Source organism: Hymenobacter volaticus (assembly GCF_022921055.1).
Lineage (GTDB): Bacteria > Bacteroidota > Bacteroidia > Cytophagales > Hymenobacteraceae > Hymenobacter > Hymenobacter volaticus.
Window position 1 is genome coordinate 3976675 of sequence record NZ_CP095061.1, and the last position, 26091, is coordinate 4002765.

A 26091-nucleotide genomic window follows, 5' to 3' on the forward strand; every position below is an offset into this window, starting at 1 on the left:
TGCTGGTGCCCACTACTACTTCCGCTTCTCGCGCTACTCCCCGGCGCAGTCCGTTTCTGCTAGGCCTGCTGGTGCTGGCTATTGGGGCTATCCTTTTAGCAACCTATCATTACTTCACTGGCGATGATGCTGCATTGCCGGTACAGGCAGTGGCGCAGCTTAAGCCCGTGCCCACCACCTTGATAGGAGTGCGCGTGGGTCTTGCGGAATTGCCGCTCCGGGTAAACAGTTATTTGCTTACCCAAACCCACGACATGGTAGGGCCTTACGTCCGCCCGGAAGCGGCGTGGGCACTACTAGGCTTGTTTGCGGTGGCGCTGGCGGCTTTTCTGGCAGTGGCTAGCATGTTAGAAAGGCCAGCATTTGTAGCGAGCATAGCAGGAGTGATTTTCCTGCTAATGTCGCTCAATGCCGACTTATTGGGTGTTTTCAACTCGCAGGAACAATATTTCTTGATTTTGACGCTGGCGATGCTGGGGTTGCCAGCCTACGCCTTCCATGCTTTCTGGACGGAGGTTCCACTGGGATACCGCCTGCTTGTCTTTGGGGTGCTGGTTGCTGGCTTGAGCGCACTGCTATTGACTCGCTCCAACTTTTCGTTCGACGAAACGGCTTTACACCTCACCAGCTTTGCAACACTGGGTGGGGCCATAATAGTGGGCTTACTGGTGTTGTGGGTAGCATTTGAGAATATTCAGGGGCTGCTCTGGTTTAATACGCAAGCAGAAAATCCCGCTAGCCGCTTTGGCCTACTACCGTTTGTGGCCTCAAGCGTGCTCTACTTAGGCATTCTGGGGATGTATCTGTGGAATGGTGGGGGACTGCTGATTCTCCCCGGCGTACAGTTCGACCCCTTGGTGCTCCTATTACCGGCAGTGGTCATTGGGTGGCTGGGCCTGCAACGTCGGGCAGCTTCGTATGGCGACTTATTTCCTTATTGGCCCGCCGCGGCGCACCTGTACTTGATATTTGTGGCATTGGCGGCCGGCTTTCTGGGCTACGCCTTTGCTACCGCCAACGACCCGCTGGTGCTAGCGGCTCGTCAGTTTACAGCCTTGGCGCTGCTAATCGGGGGAGCAGCCTTTCTGCTGTACGTGCTAGTCAACTTCGGGCCACTTATCAGGCAACGGCTGCGCGTATACCGCGTCGTGTACGAGCCCCGCCGCCTGCCCTTGTACGCTGTGTATGTGCTGACCATAGCAGGCTTAGCGGCCCTGGAGTTTCGTTATAACTTCGAGACCCTGCACCAAGTGCAGGCCGGTTACTACAACAACCTCGGCGACCTGACCCGCTTGCAGAGCGAGCTCGACCCAAAGGGCGATGCGCTGGCCTTGCTAGCCGAACGCTACTATGCTGAAAGCGACGTGCTCGACGAGCACAACCACAAAGCCAGCTTAGGACGCGCCGCTTTGTACCGCTACCGACTGCAGCGCCAAAACGAGATTAACATTTTGCGGAGGGCCCTCAGCCGCCGGCCCTCCGAGAAGGTATCGTTGCGCCTCGCAGCACTTTACAACGAGCCCACCGATTTCTTCGATCGGCTGGCTGCTTTGCGGGAAGGTCTAAAAAGCACCCCAGCCAGCACCAGCCTCAACAACGACCTCGCCCAGCTTTACACTCGTTCCACCCTCACCGACTCGGTGATGTGGTACTTAAATCGGGCGGAAGCTGTCGCTCCTAATAGTTCGGTAGTCCAAGCCAATCGGCTGGCTTATCTGTTGCAGCTCAAACAGTTTGGGGAGGCACAAAAGCTTGTACAACAGGAAAGCAAAGCAACAGATGCTGCTTGGCAAAGCAATGTATTGCTCCTAGGTCAACTGCATCCTACGAGTACAAACCCCGTACCTGCGCTGACGCCCGACGCAGCTGCCAATCTAACCGTACCCGAGTTTGCTCGACTCTATCATGCAACTTTGCGCCAAGTACAGCAGCAGGATACCAGCTATTTGAAAGCCCTCACGCAGTTAGCGCAACGCCCAAGCAATAGCGCGTACTTCGAGCAGCTAACTTTTCTGAAGGCACTCATGCAACACTACGGTGGCCGAGCAGTGCCCGCTCAAGCTACCTTGTTGCCGCTGGCAGTGGGCGCTACGCCTAGCGCTGCCTATTACCAAAACGTGCAAGGGCTGTGGTTGCTTGAGCAACGAGCCTACGGCTCAGCCGCTACTCGTCTTGCCGAAGCAGGCCGCAATGGATACGCCGAGGCACGCTTGAATCGAGTGTATGCATTGGCCTTAAATCAGCAGCTAGATTCAGCACGTGCTATGGCGCAAGCAATAGCTCAAGGGCCGGATTCTAGCCTGCATCAGCCTGTGCAAGCACTGCAACAGGTGCTAACACTAAATTTTAATTCACAATATGCCGCTGCTTCTGATTCCGTAAAAACACAATTTGTTGTATTACGCGGCAACTCTCCTTATCTTGATAGTTTACTACATTATATTGTTAATCTAACAAATCCCTGGTACCGCGAAGTAGCCTTGCTTGCGCAGCTGCCTCGCGCAATTCAGGCCGGTCAGTTGGCCACAGTTCAGCAACTCTTAACGCGCTTCCATCTCGAGAAAACGCAAGAGAAGACCGTTACTGCTTCCGCTTGGAATGTGGTGCGAGGTGAGTTGCTATTACGTCAGAAAAAAGCATCGGAATTGCGTCAATTAGCTGAGAAAGGCTTTTTCGCGCCAGTTAATCAGTCTAAACGTCTTTATTATCGGGCGGCGGCGGCAGTATTGGAAAACCAATCAAAGCAAGCTCAGCAGCTATTCGCGCAGCTAGTGCGAGAGGCTCCGTTTGAGGAGGCCGGAATCTTAGCGGCTGCCGACTTCTATACGCAGCAACAGGACTATCAAACCGCCTATTCAACTTTGCAAAGTGCAGTTGAATATAACCCTGAGTCTATTTCTTTGCTAAAGGCGTATACGTTAGCTGCTATTCCGATGGGGTTGACGGAGTATGCTACTACCTCCCTCGACAAGCTGCGTACATTGCTTTCACCCCCTGAATACGCTACCTTTCGTACCACTTATAACGCCCGCCGTGCAACTCAGGACTCGGTGGTCGCTCCCTGGAACTAACCCGGCCGGCTATGCTGCACCCCGTTATCGAAACCCATAACATCTCGAAGATGTATCGCATGGGTACTGAGGAAATTCACGCTCTACGCTCAGTTACCATCACTATTCAACGTGGTGAGTACGTTGCCTTCATGGGCCCTTCCGGCTCAGGAAAGTCAACGCTGATGAATATCGTTGGCTGCCTTGATACCCCTACCAACGGAAGTTACATACTCAACGGCAAAGACGTGAGCCGCATGAGCGACAATCAGCTAGCTGATGTTCGTAACAAAGAGATTGGCTTCGTTTTCCAGACGTTCAACTTGCTGCCCCGTGCTACTTCGCTGGACAATGTAGCCTTGCCCCTCATTTATGCTGGCTACAACAAGCCCGACCGGGAAGAGAAGGCCATGCAAGCCTTGCGAAGCGTGGGCCTTGACACCCGCGCCAAACACCGGCCCAACGAGCTGTCCGGTGGTCAGCGCCAGCGCGTAGCAATTGCCCGTGCCCTCGTCAACGATCCTAGCATCATCCTAGCCGACGAACCCACTGGTAACCTTGATTCGAAGACCAGCTACGAAATCATGGATCTCTTCGAAGCGTTGTATGCCAAAGGCAACACTATTATCATGGTAACGCACGAAGAAGACATTGCCCGCTATGCGCACCGCATTGTGCGCCTGCGCGACGGCCTTGTCGAGTCCGACCAAATAAATACTGATGTAGCCCTGCACCATGAGCAGGCAACCAAGCAACTATAGCAAACCTATATTGCCTTTGCTTACGGATAGTAGGCCGCTCGTCATTCTGACCCAGAAAAGACCTTTTCGTTGTTGGTGTGTTACCTTCCTTTACTTAGCACACTGACGAAGAAAAGGTTTTTCTTTGTTGGCATGACGTTTTCGTTTTTAGTCGCAAGCGCGAGCTTGAAACGCAGCGTTATGTGAGCGGCACTAGCGCTAACCTTTCTTTCATGAAAATCTACACCAAAACCGGCGACCAAGGCCTCACCTCTCTCATCGGCGGAACACGGGTGCCTAAATCCAGTCTACGCATCGACTGCTACGGCACCGTCGACGAGCTCAACTCCTATATCGGTTTGCTGCGCGACCAAGACGTAAATGCCACCCGCCGCAACTTGCTCAAGGAAATTCAAGACCGACTATTCACTATCGGGTCTTCTCTGGCTTCCGACCCTGAAAAGTCGAAGATGAAGATACCCGACTTGCATGCTACTGATGTGACGCTGCTGGAAGAGGAAATGGACCGGATGAATGCGCAACTACCAGAGTTGCGGGTGTTTGTTTTGCCAGGGGGCATCAGTCGGTGTCATTTGCGCACGTGGCCCGGTGTGTGTGCCGCCGCGCCGAACGACTGGTCATTCATCTACGTGAAGACTCGTTTGTGGCCGACTTAGTGGTGATGTACCTGAACCGCTTATCTGACTACCTATTTGTTCTGAGCCGGCAGATGGCCCACGACTTGGGAGCCGAAGAAGTAACTTGGTTACCCCGGATGTAAATAGTTGATTTTTAATTTTCGTTCAGTAGGTTCGTAACAACTGAACGATATACCAGAAATCGGAAACGAGAACTTCACTTACCTCGTTTCAATCGTATCCTAGCTGGTTCATTCAGCTCCTCGCTCCTCTCCTACAAAATTCCCATTCTTACCCCTTTTTCTTTGATTTTCATGCTCGACACCCTCACCATCCGGACTCAGCGCACCACGGCCTCGCGCCTGCAACAGCTGGACCCCGAACGCCTCGAGTTCGGCAAAACTTTTTCCGACCACATGTTTGTGGTGGATTACCGCGACGGGGAGTGGCAGGACGCGCAGATTGTGCCTTACGGCGACATGCCGGTAAGTCCGGCCAACTCGGCTCTGCACTACGGCCAGTCTATTTTCGAAGGCATGAAGGCCTATAAGAACACGGACGGTGACATTGCCCTTTTTCGACCCTACGACAACTTCCGCCGCTTTAATGCTTCGGCCGAACGGATGTGTATGCCACTGATACCCGAGGAGCTGTTTATGCAAGGTCTCAGTCAGCTTATTCGGGTTGACAATGCATGGGTTCCCGACGCAGCGGGCAGCGCCCTTTATATCCGTCCATTTATGTTCGCCACCGACGGTTTCCTTGGTGTGCGCCCTTCCGAATCGTACCGATTTGTTATCATCACCTGTCCAGTGGGTCTGTATTACAATAAACCCTTGCGGGTGCGTTTCGAGGAGCGGTATGTACGCTCCGCAGAAGGTGGTGCCGGCTACGCCAAAAATGCTGGTAACTATGGGGCAGCCATGTACCCAACCAAACTAGCACAGCAGGAAGGCTACAACCAGCTGATTTGGACTGATGCATCCGAGCACCGCTATGTCGAGGAGTCAGGAACGATGAATGCCATTTTTGTGGTCGATGGCAAGGTGGTAACGCCCGCTTTAAGTACCTCTATTCTCGATGGCGTTACACGTCGTAGTGTACTTGACCTAGCCCGCGACTGGGGTATGCCAGTTGAGGAACGCAAAGTATCGGCGGTAGAACTCATGGAGGCATTGGCAGCTGGCAAGCTAGAGGAAGCATTTGGAGTGGGCACTGCCGCTACCATTGCCCCTATTGCTGTGGTTGGCTACCAAGGTCAAGACTATGAGTTGCCAACTCCTGGCACCAACAGCTTTTCAACTCGGGCTACTACTGCGTTACATGCTATCCGTACCGGACAAGCACCAGACACTCACAACTGGATGGTAGCTGTGTAGCCTTTACAAGCTGCTTATCATCATAAACAAGGACTTCTTACGGATGCCTAGTAACCTATTGTACAAGGTTATGATGCCATCCATAAGAGGTCCTTTCTTGTGAACGAGCGAGAGCAAGCAGCCTTTCTCGGCTCTAAGCCACCAATCCGGCTACCTTTGTTTTTCTCATACCCATTCACGCATACTATATTCCCGATGACCCAAGATCAGGTAAAGGAATTGAAGGGCCGCGCCGAGGCCCTGAGGAGGTACCTTTGACTACGATAATCGCAAAGCTCAAGTAATAGCCACCGAGGCCCAAACCACTGCCCCTGGCTTTTGGGACGATTCTAAAGCCGCCGAGGCTACTCTACGCGAAGTCAAGGCTATCAAGACCTGGACCGACGACTACGAAGCCGTGCAGCAAGCCGTAGCTGATACTGAGGTGCTGTTCGATTTCTACAAAGAAGGTGATGTGCCCGAAGCAGAAATGCAGGCGGATTATGACGCCACCATCAAGAAAATTGAGCAGTTGGAGTTCAAGCGTATGCTCTCCGACGAAGAAGACCAGCTCTCAGCTATCATCGACATCAACCCCGGTGCGGGTGGTACTGAAAGTCAGGATTGGGCCGAAATGCTGATGCGCATGTACATCATGTGGGCAGAAAGCCATGGGTTTGGCGTGCGTCAAATTAGCTATCAACCTGGTGAAGGCGCCGGTATTAAATCGGCGTCTTTGGAAATAGACGGCGACTTTGCCTACGGCTATCTGAAAAGCGAAATCGGAGTGCATCGGCTCGTCCGCATCTCTCCTTTCGATAGTAGCGGCCGGCGCCATACCTCCTTTGCCTCCGTGTTTGCTTACCCGGTAATTGATGATACTATCAACATCGAAATCAATCCTGCTGATATCAGTTGGGATACGTTTCGAGCGGGTGGAGCCGGTGGGCAGAACGTGAACAAGGTAGAAACGGCCGTACGCCTTACGCATGCCCCCTCTGGCATCATCATCGCCGTGCAGATCGAACGTAGCCAGCTCATGAACAAGGAGCACGCGCTACGCATGCTCAAATCGCGTCTCTATCAAATAGAGATGGACAAGCGCCACGCCGAGCGCGACAAAGTGGAAGCCAGCAAGAAGCGTATCGATTTCGGCTCCCAAATCCGCAACTACGTACTTCATCCCTACAAACTCGTCAAAGACCTTCGCACTAGCATCGAGCGCACCGACGTGCAGAATGTACTGGATGGAGATTTAGATGAGTACATCAAAGGGTACTTGATGCAGAGTTGACATGCGAAGTTCTGTGCTAGGTAAGAGGTTGAAATCTTTCAATCAATTCGCTCTAGATACTAGATATAAGTAACCATGTTAAGTTGTTTATAACAGGGCAAACAGTAAAAGCATTCTCTTGTGCTTTACAAAATACAACCTCATTAAAAAGCCCTCTGGAATTACCAGAGGGCTTTTTTTACAAAAACATAGTTTGCTTCTACTAGAATTTATCCCACCACAGTTTAGTAGTAAGTACATCAGAACCTTGATTTGCTACAGCTGCTGTATAGCTAGTGTTGTTGGTTGATTGCTCATTCTGTGGATAGCGGAAGCGCACTGGAATTTTCCCTGCGGCAGCAGCAACTGGGGAAGCTGCAACTTTCAAATTCGGGTAGTCCAAGCGTCGCCATTCTGACCAAGCTTCGATACCTTGGCCATAAAGCGCAATCCATTTTTGATTACCAATAGCTTGCTTGTAATTAGCAGCAGTAATAGTCGCAGCTACTGAAGGCTGAGCTAAATAGGTTGCGGCATCGGTCGCGCTAATGCCATATTGATCTAAAGAAGCACGGATAGCATTATTGTACTCAGTTGTAGCATTTCCGGTCACTAAGCCTCGAGCAATTGCTTCAGACTTCAGAAACAAAACTTCGGAATACGTCATCAGCACACCAGGTGCATCAGCGGCAGTGAAAGCGCTACCAACTTTGGAAGTAGACGAGAATGCGCCTAGAGCTGCGGCATCCGCATTCATAAGTCCATTAGGAACTCCACGGTAGAAAGCAGTGGAATCACCTGTTTCCGGATGATCAGCATATATTCCTAAACGCGGGTCATTAAGGCGTGACAGACGGGAGGTAATTGTCCGGCTAACCCGATGGTCGTCCCGAGTCAATCTGTTAAAATAGACAGGGTTTGTATTCGATGCACTAGCCAAAAAATCAAACTGCGCATTATCGCTATTGCTCGTCAGTAGCGGAGTAGTGCCATTAAGCACCTCACTAACAGTAGTGCGTGCAAGAGATGGATCCGCATCGATTATACGCATAGCCAAACGTAAGCGCAATGAATTAGCGAAGCGCTTCCATTTGGTCATGCTACCATCATAGATGACATCACCGCCGACCTCAGGTCCATTGGCCTGGATCAGTCCGTCAGCAGATTTGAGCTCAGCTAATATACCCGTATATACTTGTTGCTGAGTATCATACTTAGGAGTCAGAATATTTTCTGAGAGGCGAAGTGCTTCCGAGTATGGTATGTCACCATACAAGTCAGTTAATACGGAGAAAAAATAGCTCCGCATGATCAGACCAACAGCTTGAATATTTGGGTTATTGGTTGCTTGGCCTTGTCGAATTAGCTCATTGAAGTCTTGCAAACCATTAGCATAAAACCCATCCCAAATACTCTGATAAGATCCTGGGCGGAAAGCATAACGGTCCTCATCCGTATACTGAACCTTGGCCCAGTGCTGGACAATAAGCAACGCGCCATCTTGGCTCGCTGGTACATCAAAAAGCCGGTATATGTTATCTTTCTCAGCGTTGGTAAGAATATATGCGGGATTACCAGCTGTTGCGTTGTTAGGATTTGTGTTAAGTGCGTCAAAGTCTTTTTCGCAGGCACCTAAGCTAAGTGCCACAGGAAGTGCCAAGAGGAGTTTGCTGTATTTAGAAAACATGTCAAGAAATTTAGAGAGTAATAGAGGCGCCGGACCAGCAACTCTATAATCAATTACAGCGTGAGGTTTACGTTAAAACCAAGGCTACGAGTAGAAGGAATCTGAGTGGATTCTAAGCCTTGTGTATTGCCGTTATTGAATGAAGTTTCAGGATCGATGCCAGGAGCATGCGAACTAATCAGCCATAGGTTACGGCCTACGAATGAAACTCCAATGCCTTTCAGAAAAGTTTTCTCAACTAATGATTTTGGCAGTTGGTAGCCTAAGCGAACTTCACGCAGCTTTACAAAAGAGGCATCGTAAACCGAGCTTTCACGAGCGTTATAAGCATAGGCGTAGAAGTAGTTTTGAGCGCTAACTCGAACATCATTGGGCCGGTAGCTACCATCAGCGTTACGTATCACACCAGGAGCAATCAGTCCATCCTCACGCCCTTGGAGCGTCGACTCGAGTGCTCCCGAATACATCCCCCACATATTTGTTTCGCTCTGGAGCTCTCCTCCCTGACGCGTATCAATCGTAACACTCAGGTTAATGCCTTTGTAAGCGAACTGGTTAGTTAAGCCGCCAACCCAGTCAGGCGTATAATGGCCTAAAACTCTACGAGTCGGATCTACCAGTGGGGTTCCATCAGCACCGTTAACTATTTGACCGGCATATTCTCCGTCTGGCACTCGCAAAAAGGCATCACCAAACAGTGCTCCGTATTGTTCGCCTACCCGTGCTTCAACGTTTACGCCAAAGCCTGATTGGCCGATTACGTAGTTTTTGATTTGCCCGGCCTTGTCAAACTCTTTTACCCGGTTGCGGTTTGCAGCAAAATTAGCTGTCAGATTCCATTGAAAAGCGCTAGTTGGCGCTAGTGGGGCAACTGTCAAAACAGCCTCGACACCACGGTTAGTCAGTGTTCCAGCATTAAGTACCGAAGCAGTATAACCAGAAGTAGCAGAAGTTAAAACCGTCAAGATTTGGTCGGTACTTGTTGCCTGATAAGCCGTAACATCAAGTCCAATACGGTCCTTAAGGAATCTTACTTCTACCCCTACTTCACTAGAACTAGTCCGCTCAGGCTTCAGATTGGGATTGTAACGAGTGTTGTATACTGTCTGCACAGGGCGAGTACCGAAGGCTGTGCCACTAGTATAAATATCTGTCAATCGGTAAGGGTCAGTGTCGTTACCAACCTGCGCATAGCCGCCTCTAATCTTAGCAAATGATAGAGCTGATTCTTGCAAACCAAGCGCTTCCGTTAGAATGACCGAAGCATCAACAGAGGGGTAAAAGAACGAACGATTGGCAGCGGGTAGAGTTGATGACCAGTCGTTGCGTACAGTACCACCTAAGAAGGCAAAGTTCTTATAGCCAATTTTTGCCGAACCGTACACGCTGTTAATACGACGGTTTTGCTTTGGATTTAAAATTGCGGTGTTATTGCTATTTGCATTGATGTCAAAGTTATTGCCGGTAACCAACCCACCTGCAGCGTTGCCCAGTGTGAACAGACCGGGTACAGCCAAGTTAGGGGCAGCCACTTGGCTTCTATCAAGTTGATTATCCCGACGGTTGGCCCCTACTAATACATCAAGGTTGAAATCTTCTGAGAGGTTGCGATTAGCTGTTGCTAAAAACTCTGTATTGCGCTCTAATACTCGAATACGTTCCTCAGTATAATCATCCTGCTGTAGGTTGTTGATGGTTTCAGCAGGTACTCGACGCTGATTCAGTTGATTATACAGATCATTAGTTGTACGCGCAGTGAGGTTCAGCCAATCGTTTACAGCATATGTCAAAGTTAAATTACCAATTACCCGCTCACGCTTATCATCGTTGGTAGCTTCTCCTAAAATGAAATAAGGGTTGCTGTGGTAGTTGGAATTCCAGTTAACATTGCGCTGGCCACTTTCGTAAAGGCTCTTTAAGTCCCGAACATCAACTTGGCGGCCATACCACGTATACAACTGCTGCATTACGTTCAACTCGTCATAACCTTGACCAGGACGACGGCCGCGGGTTTCTGAATAGTTAACGTTGGTGCTGATCTTAAATTTATTTGTGATGTCGGCGCCTCCATTGACATTCACAGTATTACGGCGCAGGAATGTATTATATAAAATACCCTTGCTGTCGAGGTTGGTATAAGAAACTCGAACGCCAGCTTTATCATTACCGCCCGATAAAGCTAAGCTGTTTGTGAGGGTGCGGCCAGTTTCAAAAAAATGCTTTCTAACGTTATCCTTTCCAGGGCTCACCCAAGGGGTAGCCTGGCGTACTCCATCAACTACAGGAGAGTTGTACTGCGGGATTAAACGGCCATCTAATCGAGGGCCCCAGCTTTCATCTGCACCGTCATTGGTACCACCACCTGCACCATCTACGTATGCAAATTTACCATTACTGCCCTGACCATATTGATCTTGAATGTCGGGAGTTTTCAGAGGTGATTCAAACGAAGTAGTGCTATTGAAGGTAACACCAAGGCCCCGAGACTTACGCCCCGATTTAGTGGTAATGACAATTACGCCATTGGCCCCACGGGTACCATACAGAGCAGAAGCAGTTGCTCCCTTCAGTACCGTCATGGTTTCAATATCGTCGGGGCTAATATCTGAAACTGCATTGCCATAGTCGATACCACCACCTGAACCTGAGTTAGAAAAGCTCGAGTTATCAATCGGCTGGCCATCAATAACAAACAACGGTTGGTTGTTACCGGCAATGGATTTTGTACCTCGTATCACAATACGGGACGAACTACCTGCCGCCCCGGTGCTATTAGAAACCTGGACCCCTGCAACTTTACCAGCAAGCGAGTTTACCACATTGGATTCGCGAGCTTGGGTTAGGTCAGCTCCCTGTACTTCCTGAACAGCATAACCTAAACTCCGCTTTTGCTCTTCACGTCCAAGTGCTGTCACGACAACTTCACCGAGTTGCTTGGTGTCAGTAGATAGCCCAACGTCAACGGTAGAAGATTCGCCAATAGGCCGCTCAAGAGTAGTGTAGCCTATAAAGCTAAATGTAAGCGTGGTCGCCGAAGCTGGAATGCTCAGCGAGTACGAACCATCGGCGTTAGTTGAGGCACCAATCGTGGTGCCTTTGGCAAGAACTGTCACGCCAGGAAGGCCCTGACCAGTGGCTCGGTCGGTGACGCGGCCAGTAATGTTGCGATTTTGTGCTACCGCCTGCTGCATCAGGACTGGGGACACCAAAAGCGCGCTTAGAAGAAGTTTTCTCATAGAAAGTGAGCAAAAAATGATCAAAGAATATTTACTAACAAGACTGCAAGTAAAGAAGAGTTTACTCACAATCTTAATGACATCGCCTAAATAATTAACAAAAAACTCATATTAATGGCAGTAAATTGGTCACTTTGATAGAATCCAGCTATTTTTGGAACGCAACACATTCTAAGATAACCATTTAAGCAGATATAACATCTTAATTTAGTCACGTTTTACTCTAAAATGTTTTCATATCTTTCTACTAGATCAACAGTTTGCTGTCATCAGATGAGAGGTAAGTCCTAGGCTCGAATTCTTTTTCATAAAAAAAGGCTGCCTAAAATTGGCAGCCCTTTCTTTACATGCTTTGTTGCAAACGGTTAATCTACAACATCCCAGAAAACAGGGGTGTATTGGTCAACACCCTGCGGTAGGTTATCATTGTTGGTGTTGATTTCGCTCAACGGATAAAGCAACCGCTTAGGGAGTCTACCAGGAGTAGCAGCTTCTCTCGAAACTGTGAACTTTGGCTGTCCAGTACGACGGAAGTCAGCCCAGGCTTCAGTGCTGGCAATCGTATTTTCTGCCAGATATTTCTGGTAGATAATAACGGATTGCTTGCGTAATGATGAGCCATTGGTTGGAGCAAGATCATAGTTCACCAGAGGATTGGTCGCATTAGCAGTGATGTACGTATTGTACTGCGCTACACCTGGAGTAGATGCAACAGCCCCAGCTATAGTAGCGGTGGCAGGAACATCACCTGTGCGGGCTGGTCTGATGTCAGTACCAGCTGTGCGGTAGAACTGCATGAAAGATGCCTTGATGCCATCCAAGTAATCTTGCTTGGCAGCAGATTCTCCGCCACCAAACAGGCCACGCGTTTCGGCTTCTGCCTCCAAGAAAAGTTGCTCGGATAGCAACATGAGCACAGTAGGAGCAGAAGCGCCTTTCAACAATCCACCGTTGAGCAGAAAACGCGAAGAGATGTTATTACCAGTAACTGCAGGAGGATTAGCCTCACCCAAGTCTGTACCATAGTACCCTGGGGTAGCTACATCGTTTACTAACTTGGTTCCTTGGCCATACAGTTGAGTAAGGCGCGGGTCGTTGTTGTCCTTGTACTGGTTGATGATGTAGTTAGTGGGCAAGATGAACGCCCGATCACCAGCAGCTGTCCCGGCAGCCGTTAACCCGTAGCGGGTGTAGAACGGATTTTGCTGGTTTGAGCTTTGCGCATAACCTGGCTGGGCTACCACATCAGCAGTAATAAAGCCATCTGGTGCCGTTTGCAAAGCTAGCAACTGTGTTGTTACGCTAGGGCTTGCATTAGGCGTCTGCGATTGACGCATCAGGATGCGCAGCTTCAGGCTGTTAGCAAATTGCTTCCACTTAGTCATATTGCCATTGAAGACAATATCTTCCGTTCCTACTGTCCGTGCAGTAGCATCGGTAGCAACAGCGTTGATATCTGCAATAGCTCCTGTCAGTTGAACAAGCAGGTCAGCATAGATAGCAACGTCATCATCATATGCAGGCGTTGTTTCAGTAGCTCCCTGCAGTGCTTGAGTATAAGGGATATCGCCCCACTCATCAACCAGCAACAGGAAGTTATAGGCCTTCATGATACGAGCAATTGCCGCGTGGTTAGGATAAAGCGCCGCATTTTGTTGAATGAGCTGATAGTCATTCAAGTTGTCGTACGTGTTGACAAAAAGGGTTGCGTTATAGGAAGTCGAGTAGTTGTACGTACGCTCCTCACCGAATCCGCTAACACCTCCTGATTTGCCCCAATATCCTGCAGCAAAGCTGGTGTAAGAATTGTAGTTCTGCCCACCAGCCACACCAGGACCACCCGTGTAGTTAGCCGCTGTAGCGGCTAGTGCCTGCGCCAAAATAGCATCAGGTGTTACCGCCGTAGCAGCATTGGGGTTCTCATTGATGTCAATGAAATTTTCGCAACCCGTGGCGGACAGGACGAGTGCCCCAAGTGCGAGTATTTTAAACGATATTTTCATGAATAGGTGGATTAGAAAGTTGCGGAAAGAGTAGCCCCATAAAACTTAGTGGGCGGCGTCTGCAAGTTGGAATTCAGACCGATAGCGTTACCGGTAAGCAAGCTGAATTCAGGGTCGGTATAAATGTTCTCTTTAGGCACAGCAGTAAAGAGATTACGGCCGTATAAGTTCAATGCTAATCCTTTCACAAAACCGGTCTTCTGCAGTATGGCCGTTGGCAAAGCATAGCTGAGGGAAATTTCCCTGATCTTGAAGAACTTACCACTCGTGACGTAGTTTTCTGCTACCGTCCGGTTCCAAGTTGTGTTCTGAGCCCAGAACTCGGCACCACCGGGGGTCAGGCCGCTAGTATTAGGCACATAAGTTATAGTGCCAGCTGCGTCTGTCTGAGGAATAGCAGAGTTTGGGTACACAAAGTCCTGACGGCCATACATTGCGCTACGAGCTCCAGTACCTGTGAAGTCAAGGTCTTCCCCAATACCGTTGTAGATAACATAGCCCGTCCGAAGTTCTGCCTGGCCAGCCAATGTAATGCCTTTGTAAGCAATGCTGGTATTAAAGCCATAACGGTGTTTAGGCTGAGTATTACCAAACTCTACGTTACCAGCCGCTTTTATGGGGTAGTAATAAACGGTTGGATCAGTTGGATCGTGCGAATTTCTGGTTGTTCCCATCTTCACACGACCATCTTCCGTACGCTCGTAGGCTGAGCCATACAACATGGGAAAAGGCTTACCCGGAATAGCATAAAGCTGAGCGTTACCACCCGTAGATAGTGCTAGCTGAGTAAGACCATCTGGCAATGAAATCACCTCGTTCTCGTTGTAGTTGTAGTTACCACCAACCGTAACAGTCAACCCATTTTCAAGACGAACTGGCGTAATGTTCAAGTCAAGTTCAACACCTCTGTTTTCTACCACCCCAGCGTTCTGTAACAGAGAGCTGTAACCAGAAGTTTGAGAGATACTCGCTGGTAGAGTTTGGTTGGTGCTTCGCTGTCTGTAATAGCTCACTGCACCTGCTACTCGACGCTGCAAGAAGCTAAGTTCTAGGCCTGCTTCGAGGGAAACGGTTTCTTCAGGCTTCAACCCTGACTGTACTAGACGGTTGTCAGCAGTAAAAGAAGCTGCTGATCCAAAAGGATAGCCTGCACCAAGTGCATACGTGGAATTCAGTTCGTAGGCACCAGCTGACTGGTACACTCCATAACCTCCCGTGAGGTTACCATTTCTAACTAGGTTTACTTGGCTAACCTTAGTAATACCTCCACGTATCTTACCATAATCTAAGAAAGACACCTCTTTCAGAGCTGGGATAGCATTGGTGAAGATAAATGATGCGTCAACACCAGGGTAGAAGAAGCTCCGGTTGTCAGGGTCTAGGATGGAAATATTGTCATTCCGGCCTGAGCCATGGATAAACAAGAAGTCCTTATAACCTAAAGTCAAATCAGCGTAGAAAGCATACACACGCGACCGGGCTGTAGCATCTCTACCATCTAGGTTACCAACACGGTTAGCCAAGTTAAACAAGCCTGGTGTAGCCAATGCAGTTGAAGCCACATAGTTATAACGGCTGTCATACTGCTGCACGTTGTTACCCACAATGGCCTGCACAGAAATATCGCCGAACGTTTTGTCCATGCTCGCGAACAGGTCGGAGTTGATACGAGTTATACTGCTAGTCAAGTCGCGCACATATCCATTCCTTTGCAGAGTGGATGAATGGTTGGTGTTTGCAAGAGTATAGGCGTCGTACAAGAACTTGTCTTGAGTTGCCAAGCTCGCCTGATTGATGTTGGTAGTACCCAAGCGGTATTGTACACGCAACCAATCCGTTACTTTATACCCTAAGTCAATGTTACCCAACAACGTGTTTTGACGGTCTTTCGTCCGGCTATTGTCGATGTTGAAGTAAGGGCTAGAGTAGAAAGCATTGTAATAACCATTCGGATTAGCGAACTTATTGTTGCGCCAATCACTGTACGACGTGAGAGGAGCCATCGACGTTGTGTTGAACACAGCGAAGTATACCCCAGTCGCAGCATCTAAGTCGGAAGTCCGATCTACTGCCTGCAGCGCGTATGAAACGTTGAAACCAACCGACAAACGCCCTATCTCTGATGAAGCGTTAAGGCGGAAAGTATTGCGGTCATACTTGTCTTTAGGAACAATGCCGTTGTTGCGCACATTCTGATAAGAAGCATAAAATTTGCTCTTGTCAGTGCCTGCAGAAAACGCCACGTTATTCTGCATTTGATAGCCAGTGTTGAAAAACTTACGCCGCTCGTTAGGGCGAGCTGAGTACGGTAGCATTTGTAGGCTACCATCAGCTAATGTTTCCCCAAAAGGGACCATGCGCCCATCATATCGAGGGCCAAACTGCTGATTTTCGTAACCAGTGTAGGCATTCACTTCAGGAATGTCTACTTCATTATTAGGATTAAAGTCTAGGATGTCATCATTACCCGGACGGTTACCAGTCCAACCATTGGCGCCAGGACCAAATTCATTTTGGAATTTAGGCAGGAAAGAGATTGACTCAAACTGTGAAGTCTGAGACAAAGTAACCGTCGGCGCGCCACCACCTTTTTTAGTAGTTACAATCAACGCACCGTTGGAAGCTTGCGATCCATACAATGCTGCTGCGTTGGCACCCTTAAGTACTGAAATAGACGCTATGTCATCGGGGTTAATCGAAGTCAACACCTCATTCTGCGAGATAACCCCGTCAATTACAATTAAGGCCTGATTGTTACCAGTCAGCGAGCGACCACCACGCAGTGTAATATTAACAGTGGGGTTAACACCTGCGTTCAAGGTCTGAATTTGCAAACCTGAAACTTTACCAGCCAAGCCGTTGGTCACGTTGGTTACTCGCGCCTGGTTGATTTCTTTGGTATCAAGGGTAGCGGTAGCATATCCTACCTGTCCAGACTGACGCTGAATGCCGAGGGCGCCAGTCACTACTACTTCACCGAGTTGCTTAGTGTCAGTAGCTAGTCCAACGTCAACACTAGAAGCGTCACCAATAGGGCGCTCAAGAGTAGTATAGCCTATGAAACTAAATGTAAGGGTCGTAGCAGTAGCCGGGACACTCAGTGCGTAAGTTCCATCGGAGTTAGTTGAGGCACCAATCGTAGTACCCTTAGCAAGAACTGTCACGCCAGGAAGGCCTTGACCAGTGGCTCGGTCGGTGACGCGGCCAGTAATGTTGCGATTTTGTGCTACCGCCTGCTGCATCAGGACCGGTGACACTAAAAGCGCACTTAAGAGAAGTTTTCTCATAAGAGCTGAGCTTAGGTGAGTGAAAGTGAATAAGAGAAGAAAGTTTATCCCAAACTTAACAAATTAATTCTTCGCTTCCACGCTAAGTCCTACATGCTTACTTAAGACTATCTTATCATGCTCTTATGGATTTACCTCTTTATCAGCTTAACTCCAATCATTAAGCTCTGAAGTGACCTCCAGGCTTCAAAACATAAATGCGCTATTACTATATTTTATATTGATTTATTACATTTTTCACTATTTTTACAATTCTTTATTTCAAGATCTTCATTAAACACGGCCTAATGATTCATTATTTGTTTTTGTTATATTGAACAGATTCAGATACCAATATTAACGGGGGTGTAGAAGGACAAGCTATTTGAGCACAATAACTTTATTATAGCTAGTGGTAATCTAACTTATGCTTACGGTCATTGATTTGCACAATACAAATCAGTTTTTATCCTTTTTTTATAAACCATAAAGTTATTTAGTCTAATAATGCCAACAAGTAAGCAATCCCTATAGAGATTAGAGCTAGTGCTTAGTATACTACAGAACACGGTTAAGATAAACGGCTTAACGCTTTAGTTAACAAGCCTAACTGTAGTTCCATCAAGTTAGTATTGCCTTCCTTTAATAAGCTTTTGTAATTGTATCTGCACCCAACTATTCTGACCAGCGTGGTATACATGTAATTATAAGAGCAAAACATTACTTTATAGGACACTACTATCTGTCCTCTTTAATATTATTTTCTCGCATCTATATAGTACTATCATAATAGCAAGATAGAGAATCAATTTTTATTGACAATAGCTAACACAGTTAATACGTGTACAGGATTTAATATAAATTAAAATTATATAATATATTTAATCTAACAATATAGAGGAATTGTTCAAATCAACATATTTCTCAGTAGAGACATTAAAACTTATTACTCTCGTACTGTAAATGCTTTCTTTTTGAAATTATGGTTGTAAATTGTAGTTTAATTCTTTTCGTCATTGCCTATAGAATTGGTCATTTCTTCTTTTCACTCACACCTTAATTCATGAATAAAACCTTACTCATGAGTCCCGTGCTCATGGTTGGCTTGTTACAACAGGTATCAGCTCAGGACCGAAGTATTTCTGGAAAAGTCACAGACCGGCAAAGTGGTGAAGGGCTGCCTGGAGTGACTGTGCTATTAAAAGGCACTACAAATGGTGTTTCGACCAACTCCGATGGAACCTTTGTATTAAATAATGTACCAGCTAGTGGTGGTACATTAGTTTTTAGCTCTGTTGGCTATGTTTCGGTAGAGCGCGCGCTCGGTAATGACAACAAACTTGATGTGGGTTTGGCAACAGACTCCAAGCAATTAAGCGAAGTAGTTGTTACGGCTCTTGGGATTGAGAAAAACACTCGTTCATTAGGCTATGCAACGCAAGAGATAAAGGCTGAGCAGATTTCTCAGAAGTCAGAGCCAAACGTTCTTAACGCATTGCAAGGCAAAGTATCTGGTGTTACCATTACTAATTCAAGTGGTTTGCCGGGTGCTTCTACTAACATCAACATACGGGGTATTACTTCTCTTCAAGGAAGCAACCAACCACTGTTCGTTGTTGACGGTATTCCTATTAGTAATAACCTTGACCGGACAAACGGTGGCTCCCTTGGAACGCTAGGCGGCGCACAAACTACCAACCGTGCAGTTGATATTGATCCAGAAACTATCGAGAGTATTAATATCTTGAAAGGACCAGCAGCTGCCGCCTTATATGGTTCGCGAGCAGCAGCAGGAGCAGTTATAATAACTACTAAATCAGGACGTGGTGTCAATAAAAAGCTCGAGGTTACAGTAACATCTGGCTTAGCATTGCAGCAAGTTTATGGCATTCCAGAATTCCAGAATGACTTTGGTCAGGGTTTAAATGGTATCAACCAAACTCAACTACCAGGCACCAATGGCCTTCCTCTATTGGGCGATATAAATACAGGTAGTACAGCCTCTTGGGGACCCCGCTTTGGTAGCACGCCTACTATTGAAAACGGATTGCTTCTTGCTGATCGTACTTTGCTGCCTTACCAAGCTTACGAAGACAACATCAAAGATTTTTACCGTACTGGTCGATTGCTGACCAATGGCGTTAACCTCCGTGGTGGCACTGCTGAGCAAAACTTTGTTCTCGGCGTTAATCACACAGATCAAAAGGGTATTGCTGCGTTCAATGAGCTGGAACGCCTAAACGTCAATTTGGGAGGCAATACGACACTAATCAACAAACTCAAAGCCGGCGCTTCAGTAAATTTCGCTAGCGCAGACCAATTGGGTTCGTCAATTGGTAATGGCAGTAGCGCATTTGGCACTTTAGTTAACGTACCACGTAGCTACGACTTACAGGGTCTTCCTTATAAGAACCCTATTACAGGACGTAGCGTTTTCTTCACTGGTACTGATAATCCACTTTGGAACCGGGAATTCGTACAGACTACATCAAAGCTAACGCGCTTCATTAGTTCAGCCAATGTCAACTATGACATCACTCCCTGGTTGAATATTCTGTACCGAGCAGGTTTGGACACTTACACTGATCGTCGTAAAGGTGTGTTTACACCAGGAGCTGCTCGCGTGCCGTCTGGGCAGGTACTCGATGAAGTGTACTACCGAAGTGAGTTTACTGGTGACTTTATTGCAACCTTAAAGAAGGAGAATATCTTAACAGAAGGCTTGAATGCAAGCTTGCTACTTGGCCAGCAAATAAACTCTCGCCGGTTTCAAAGAATATCATCTCAAGCTGATAACCTGCTAGTATCGGGTTTTCCAAATTCTTCGGTAGCTTCGGTTTACTCGAATGGAACAGGTGAGGAAACAAATCTTCGTCGTTTGCTAGGATACTATACCTCCTTAGATTTATCCTACAACAACTACTTGTTTTTGACCTTAACTGGTCGCATCGATGAGTCATCTACGCTGCCTAAAAAGAATAACACGTTCTTTTACCCCTCTGCGAGTGCGGCCTTTGTATTTACGGATGCCCTTGGTTTAGACTCTGACATACTCTCGTATGGCAAAATAAAAGGTGCGGCAGCTCAGGTAGGCCGTGACACAGACCCGTATAACTTAAATACAACGTACACAGTAGCTACATTCGGCAACAACGTTGCTAACCTGAATTTTCCTCTGAACGGACTAGGCGGTTTTACCTTAAGAAATCTTCAAGGCAATCCGAACCTTAAGCCTGAATTTACACGGTCATTTGAAGGTGGAATCAACTTAGGTCTCTTTAGCAACCGCCTTACTGTTGACGCTACTTATTTTTATCAGACGAGCCGTGACCAGATTATTCCACTCACTACGCCAGCTTCAACCGGCTTCACTCAGCGCACTGCTAACGCTGGTCGGCTAGATAATAAAGGCATTGAAGGATTGGTCACCCTTACTGCTGTGAAAGGTGATGACTTTGATAGCTTCAATTGGGATGTCACATTGAATTATACCCGTATTCGTAACGAGGTAGTTTCGTTGATTGAAGGAGTCCAGCGGTCTTCTATCGATGGTAACGCCTTCACTGGTACTATTCCCTCTTTCGTAGTTGGTCAACCATACGGCGTTATTGTGGGCGGCAAAAAGCCAACATCTCCTGATGGGCGATACATTATAAATCCACTCACCGGCCTTTTTGCTCCGGATGTAGCAGGCGAAATCATTGCTAATCCGAACTTTGATTGGCAGGCAGGTTTAAACAACAGCTTGAGTTATAAAGGTGTTAACCTGACATTCCTGATTGATACTAACCAAGGCGGAGATGTTGTTTCGTTCACCAACAACTTTTATAAGAATAACGGTGCACTTAAAGAAACTGGCGTAGATCGTGAGCTTCCACGAGTCATTCCAGGGGTGATTGAAACATCCAATCCTGATGGATCTAAATCGTACCGCCCTAATAACATCCAAGTAAGTGCACAGGATTATTGGCGGTCTTTTGGCTTACAGAGTGACTTGGGGGTTTACGATGCGACAGTGTACCGTTTGCGTGAGGTAACGTTAGGCTATTCGCTTCCTAAGCCTGTGTTAGAACGCCTGCCTTTTGGTGGAGTTAACATTTCGCTTTCAGGACGCAACTTGTTCTACTATGCCCCCAATGCAAATTTCGACCCTGAGTTGAATACGCAAGGCGCTGGTAATATCCGTGGCTTAGATATACAAGGCCCACCAAATGCTCGCACCTATGGTGTAAACCTTCGCTTTACTCTGTAACACTTTTCGCAGAAATGAAATATCCTTCTTTTGCTCGCTACATTGTAGTAGGAACTCTAGTCTTGGCTGCTACTAGCTGCGATAAAGACAAGTTCTTTGGAGATAATCTTAGCCCCAACAATCCGGCCACTGTGCCTCCAGGCGTATTACTCGCTTCCGTAGAAGCAAATACTGCTTTCACTTTTGGCAATACAATCGGCCGGGTAACAGAATCTTTTGTACAGCATTACGCCGGCGCTGAAGGCATACAAGCCCCTGCTTATGACCGGTATTCTATTCGGGGCGAATTTGACAATGAATGGCAATTCAACTTGTATGCTGGCTCGCTAGCTGATGCCCAAAACATTATTGACAATACAGCTACAACAGGGCCAGTTTTTACAGGTATAGCTAAACTTCTAAAAGCCTATAATTTCGGTCTAGTAACCGATCTTTGGGGGGATGTGCCATATTCGCAGGCACTGAAGATTACCGCCTTTGACAAGCCTCGTTTTGATAAACAAGAGGACATATATAAAGGTAATGCTAGCTTAGAAATCCAGAGTTTGTTTGACTTAGTACGTGAGGGTCTAAATGACTTAGAGCAACCTCCGGGATTAATTGTTCCAACTGCAGCAGACGATCCAATCTACGGAGGCAATGTAACCAAGTGGAAGAAGTTCGGTAATACGCTTCTTCTGAAGTTTGCGCTTCAAATAAGCAAGAAGGAGCCCGCACTAGCTACTTCAATCATCAAAGAAGTATTGGATAAAGGCCCCAACCTTTATATGTCAGATAACGCTGATGACTTCCAACTAGCTTTTGGCACTACGGTAGGCAATACAAACCCTTTTTACTCCTACAATATCACTAATCGTCCTGGCGACCAAATAGCTAGCCAGCGCTTTATTGATAGCCTAAATTTGCGTAAAGATCCACGTTTGCCGCGTTTTTATACCAATTCGCCTGCTAATGCCTTAGCAACTACCACAGATTTTGGCACTTTCACTGGTTTTAACAACGGCGGCAACGGTACACCAGCAGCTGTAGCAAACCGTTCACGTTACAATACTTACATTCTAGGTGCAAGTGGTGAAGCTCCTGTACGAATGCTGACAAATTTTCAAACCAAATTCATTTTGGCTGAAGCGGCACTGGTGTTAGGTACAGCTGGTAATCCGCAGGAGTTGTTTACGCAGGGCATTACTGCATCTATGACCAAAGCAGGAGTAGCAACGACAGACATAACTGCTTATCTAAGCAATCCGGCAAACGCCCGTTGGGTAACATTGGCAGGTACAGATGTGCAGAAAAGACAAAATAAAATCCTCACTCAAAAATGGATTTCTCTGTTAGGCAATGGTTATGAATCCTGGAATGACTATCGCCGCACCGGCTTTCCACGTTTAGCTCCAGTTGAGAACCCAAGCACCGACAGTCCGGTTATCCCACGTCGTTTCTTCTATACACTCACCGAAGCGTCATCTAACGCTACTCAAATTCCGGCGCCACAACCGAACATCACTGCAGATGTATGGTGGGCAACTAAATAAGGTGAGTCTGAGCTTAAAACTGCATTTGTCATGAAAAAAAACATAATTCACTTTTTTGCCCTCCTCTTGTTGTCGGCAGGTGCCTTTTCCTGTGAAAAGGACTATGGCAATAAACTCGGGCCCCTTGAAGATAGTGTTGCTGATATTCCAGTAACCATATCTAATGCCACTTATTTTGAACGTGTACCCATTATCACGACTTCAGTGGCTGCGGGTGGTCGGTTTGATATCACCTTACAAATTCCGGCTGGAAAAGGCAACATCAAAGAGATTACTCGAGTAGCAACTGGCACTACCCTTGCTAATTTAAACTCGGCCGCTCCCTTTTCACTGAATTATAACACTACTACTCAAACTGCGAGCCCTATTGCAGGTAATGGTAGCAACGAGATTACTTTTTCAACATCGTTAGCTGCTTATTCAGCTTATCGTACAAGGTTAACCTCAGTTTCTGGCTATTCTGCTGGTGTTAATTCGGCAGGTCCCGCTGCAACAGTAGCAATGTTAGGCACTGCTCCAAACCAAGTTGTTGACGAACGTACCCCAACTATTTTGCGCTATTGGTTCCTCGTTACTTTAGAAGACGGGACTGAAATTGTTACAACCGAAGTACGAGTACGCATTTTACCTTAATCTTGATAATATAGAGAGCAAAACAAAGCCCTAGTCAAAATGACTAGGGCTTTGTTTTGCTCTCTATATTATTTCCATCATCGATAACACAAGATTTTCGCTTTTTTTAATAGGCTGCTGCAACCAAGCTACTATCTTCTCCGCCGCGTCCTTAGGCTCTACTAATTTTCCTTCCAAATGTAAATGAGCAAACTTAGAAGCCTCGCTAAAGCTGGTTACATCTGCATCTCGGATGTGCTCTTGCATAGTTGTATCTAATACACCTGGGGATAAGCTGCGTAAGCGGATGCCTGAACCACGAAGATCTTGTTCTTTTTGGGCGGTGCGGGTGATAGCATCGAGGGCCGCTTTGGAAGCACTGTAAGCTCCCCATCCATCAACGGCACGCTGTGCAGCACCGCTACTGATATTCAGAATGGTGCGGGGAATGCCGGTCTGTGAGCCGTAAGCGCTGAGGAACGTGTTCATCAGCATAGCAGGTGCAATTACATTGACGTTGAAGACAAACTCGAAATGCTCGTTTTTGTGCTCGCCTAAGTAGCCAATATCGCCTAGAACGGCAGCATTATTAATCAAAGTAATGCTGGTAGCGTTAGGGCAATTTGGAAAGACTTTGTGCAGATTGTTTTCGACCGCTGTAATATCTGACAGGTCTAGGGGTTGGTGCTGATACCGCTCATGTTGGATGGTGGCATGGCGTGATACGCCGAGCACGTGCGTACCAGGTTGACTTAAAACGGTTTCCGCTAATGCTTTGCCAAGCCCGCGGCTTGCTCCAGTGATGATGTAGTAGTGCATCCGTAAGAAAGGTAAAACAAGTAATGCCGCTCAACGGCAAGAAGAAGCCCCGCAATAGATACGCGGAGATTCAACTTGCCGTTGAGCGGCATCACTTGTTTTACTATTTCAGCAAAGGGCCCTCAGAGAATATATTGCGATACGTCGCGGTTGCGGACCATGCTTTGCAGACGCTCATCAACCAATTCTCGGGTGATAAGGATGCGAGCGTTGGGACCGATAAGGTCCGGAACATCGAAGAGGATGTCATTGAGCAAACGGCTCATGACAGTATGCAAACGACGGGCTCCAATATTCTCAACCTCCGCATTCACTTCGAAAGCTATTTCTGCCAAACGCTCCAAGGCTGAATCTTCAAAGCTCAAAAACACTTCCTCAGCTTGTAGAAGCGCTTCATACTGCTTAGTAAGAGCATTTTTTGGGTCTTTGAGGATGCGAAAGAAGTCGTCCTTCGTCAGGCTTTGCAGTTCCACACGGATAGGAAAGCGACCTTGAAGCTCTGGAATCAGGTCGGAAGGCTTGGCGATGTGGAAGGCTCCGGCCGCAATAAACAGAATGTGATCTGTGTTGATGATGCCATACTTGGTGCTCACAGCCGACCCTTCGACGATAGGCAATAAGTCACGCTGCACTCCTTCGCGGCTAACATCGGGGCCTCCCCCACCTTTAGCACTGCGGCTAGCTACCTTGTCGATTTCGTCGATAAAGATGATACCAGCGTTTTCGGCTTGCCGAATAGCTTCGTCCTTTACCTCATCCATGTCGATGAGTTTGGCAGCTTCCTCGTCGAGCAAGATTTTACGAGCCTCAGCAATAGTGACTTTGCGTTTGCGGGTTTTCTTGGGCAACATGGAACCTAGCATGTCCTGCAAGCCAGCCAGGGAGGCCTCATCCATGCCGGGGGCACCGCCTACTACACCAATACCAGGTGCACCGCCTTGCTGCACTTTGATCTCAATTTTGCGATCGTCGAGTTCGCCGTTGCGGATCTTCTCACGGAATTTCTCGCGGGTACGCTCATTCAGTTCATAATCAGAATCGGGAACGGTAGAGTTATCGGTCATGCCGCCAAAACCGACGGAGGTCTTACTTACAGCCCCAGCACTGCTCACTGGCGGGATTAGAGCGTCCAGAATTAAGTCCTCAACAGCTTGCGCAGCCTGTACTTTCACGGCTTCCTTGCGACGTTGCTTCACTTGATTTACCGACTGCTCTACTAGGTCGCGCACCATGCTTTCTACGTCGCGACCTACGTAGCCTACCTCCGTGAATTTGGAGGCTTCTACTTTAGTGAATGGGGCATCAGCAATTGCAGCTAAACGACGAGCAATTTCTGTTTTACCAACGCCAGTGGAGCCTATCATCAAAATGTTATTGGGCACGATTTCGCGTTGCATGTCCGCAGGGGCATGCAAGCGGCGCCAACGGTTGCGAAGGGCAATAGCCACGTGGCGCTTGGCTTCGTGCTGACCAATAATGTACTTATCAAGTTCGGCCACAATTTGGGCCGGGGTAAGAAAGCTGCTGGAATCAAGCATATGAAAAGAGCGTCAACAAAAAAATAGAACAGCGTTCTGTCTCGCTTAGTGCTGAACAGAACTCTGGACTTACAAAACAAAATGCAG

13 protein-coding genes and 1 pseudogene are annotated in these 26091 nt (G+C 47.6%); 8 read left to right on the forward strand and 6 right to left on the reverse strand.

Features of this window, described 5'->3' with window-relative positions; translation table 11 throughout:
- The first annotated feature begins 5 nt into the window (after window positions 1–5).
- From MUN86_RS17290 to prfB, 5 genes and pseudogenes are all read left to right on the forward strand, one after another.
- Window positions 6–3071 (forward strand): hypothetical protein, encoded by a 3066-nt coding sequence (locus MUN86_RS17290; RefSeq protein WP_245119296.1) that lies wholly within the window; start codon window positions 6–8, stop codon window positions 3069–3071.
- Window positions 3072–3082: 11 nt separating this feature from the next.
- The gene (locus MUN86_RS17295) at window positions 3083–3811 is read left to right on the forward strand and encodes an ABC transporter ATP-binding protein (RefSeq protein WP_245119297.1); all 729 of its coding nucleotides are present in this window, start codon (window positions 3083–3085) and stop codon (window positions 3809–3811) included.
- Between the two features lie 212 nt (window positions 3812–4023).
- Window positions 4024–4571, forward strand: a pseudogene (locus MUN86_RS17300) (cob(I)yrinic acid a,c-diamide adenosyltransferase).
- A 171-nt stretch (window positions 4572–4742) separates the two neighbouring features.
- Entirely contained in the window at window positions 4743–5807 is a 1065-nt protein-coding gene (locus tag MUN86_RS17305; RefSeq protein WP_245125785.1) for a branched-chain amino acid aminotransferase, read from the forward strand.
- Window positions 5808–6002: 195 nt separating this feature from the next.
- Window positions 6003–7080 (forward strand): peptide chain release factor 2 gene (prfB, locus tag MUN86_RS17310; protein ID WP_245119298.1). Its coding sequence is split into 2 segments (ribosomal slippage): window positions 6003–6062 and window positions 6064–7080, totalling 1077 coding nucleotides; the frame shifts between segments, so codons are not numbered across the junction.
- A 202-nt stretch (window positions 7081–7282) separates the two neighbouring features.
- On the opposite strand, the gene MUN86_RS17315 is transcribed toward prfB, so the two are convergent.
- The 4 genes from MUN86_RS17315 to MUN86_RS17330 form a co-directional block, all read right to left on the reverse strand.
- The gene (locus MUN86_RS17315; protein WP_245119299.1) at window positions 7283–8746 is read right to left on the reverse strand and encodes a SusD/RagB family nutrient-binding outer membrane lipoprotein; all 1464 of its coding nucleotides are present in this window, start codon (window positions 8744–8746) and stop codon (window positions 7283–7285) included.
- 53 nt (window positions 8747–8799) lie between these two features.
- Window positions 8800–11937 (reverse strand): SusC/RagA family TonB-linked outer membrane protein, encoded by a 3138-nt coding sequence (locus tag MUN86_RS17320; protein ID WP_245119300.1) that lies wholly within the window; start codon window positions 11935–11937, stop codon window positions 8800–8802.
- A gap of 410 nt (window positions 11938–12347) precedes the next feature.
- Window positions 12348–13985: a SusD/RagB family nutrient-binding outer membrane lipoprotein gene (locus tag MUN86_RS17325; RefSeq protein WP_245119301.1), complete on the reverse strand. Its 1638-nt coding sequence runs from the start codon at window positions 13983–13985 to the stop codon at window positions 12348–12350.
- Window positions 13986–13996: 11 nt separating this feature from the next.
- Entirely contained in the window at window positions 13997–17272 is a 3276-nt protein-coding gene (locus MUN86_RS17330) for a SusC/RagA family TonB-linked outer membrane protein (protein WP_245119302.1), read from the reverse strand.
- Window positions 17273–18314: 1042 nt separating this feature from the next.
- On the opposite strand from MUN86_RS17330, the gene MUN86_RS17335 reads away from it, so the two are divergent.
- The 3 genes from MUN86_RS17335 to MUN86_RS17345 are packed head-to-tail and all read left to right on the forward strand — an operon-like array spanning window position 18315 to window position 23668.
- Window positions 18315–21503, forward strand: a complete 3189-nt coding sequence (locus MUN86_RS17335; RefSeq protein WP_245119303.1) for a SusC/RagA family TonB-linked outer membrane protein — start codon at window positions 18315–18317, stop codon at window positions 21501–21503.
- 14 nt (window positions 21504–21517) lie between these two features.
- Window positions 21518–23035 (forward strand): SusD/RagB family nutrient-binding outer membrane lipoprotein, encoded by a 1518-nt coding sequence (locus tag MUN86_RS17340; RefSeq protein ID WP_245119304.1) that lies wholly within the window; start codon window positions 21518–21520, stop codon window positions 23033–23035.
- A 30-nt stretch (window positions 23036–23065) separates the two neighbouring features.
- Entirely contained in the window at window positions 23066–23668 is a 603-nt protein-coding gene (locus MUN86_RS17345) for a hypothetical protein (protein WP_245119305.1), read from the forward strand.
- Window positions 23669–23731: 63 nt separating this feature from the next.
- On the opposite strand, the gene MUN86_RS17350 is transcribed toward MUN86_RS17345, so the two are convergent.
- A complete protein-coding gene (locus MUN86_RS17350; RefSeq protein ID WP_245119306.1) occupies window positions 23732–24466 on the reverse strand; it encodes an SDR family NAD(P)-dependent oxidoreductase in 735 nt (244 codons plus the stop codon).
- 122 nt (window positions 24467–24588) lie between these two features.
- A complete protein-coding gene (hslU, locus tag MUN86_RS17355; protein ID WP_245119307.1) occupies window positions 24589–26004 on the reverse strand; it encodes an ATP-dependent protease ATPase subunit HslU in 1416 nt (471 codons plus the stop codon).
- Between the last annotated feature and the right edge of the window lie 87 nt (window positions 26005–26091).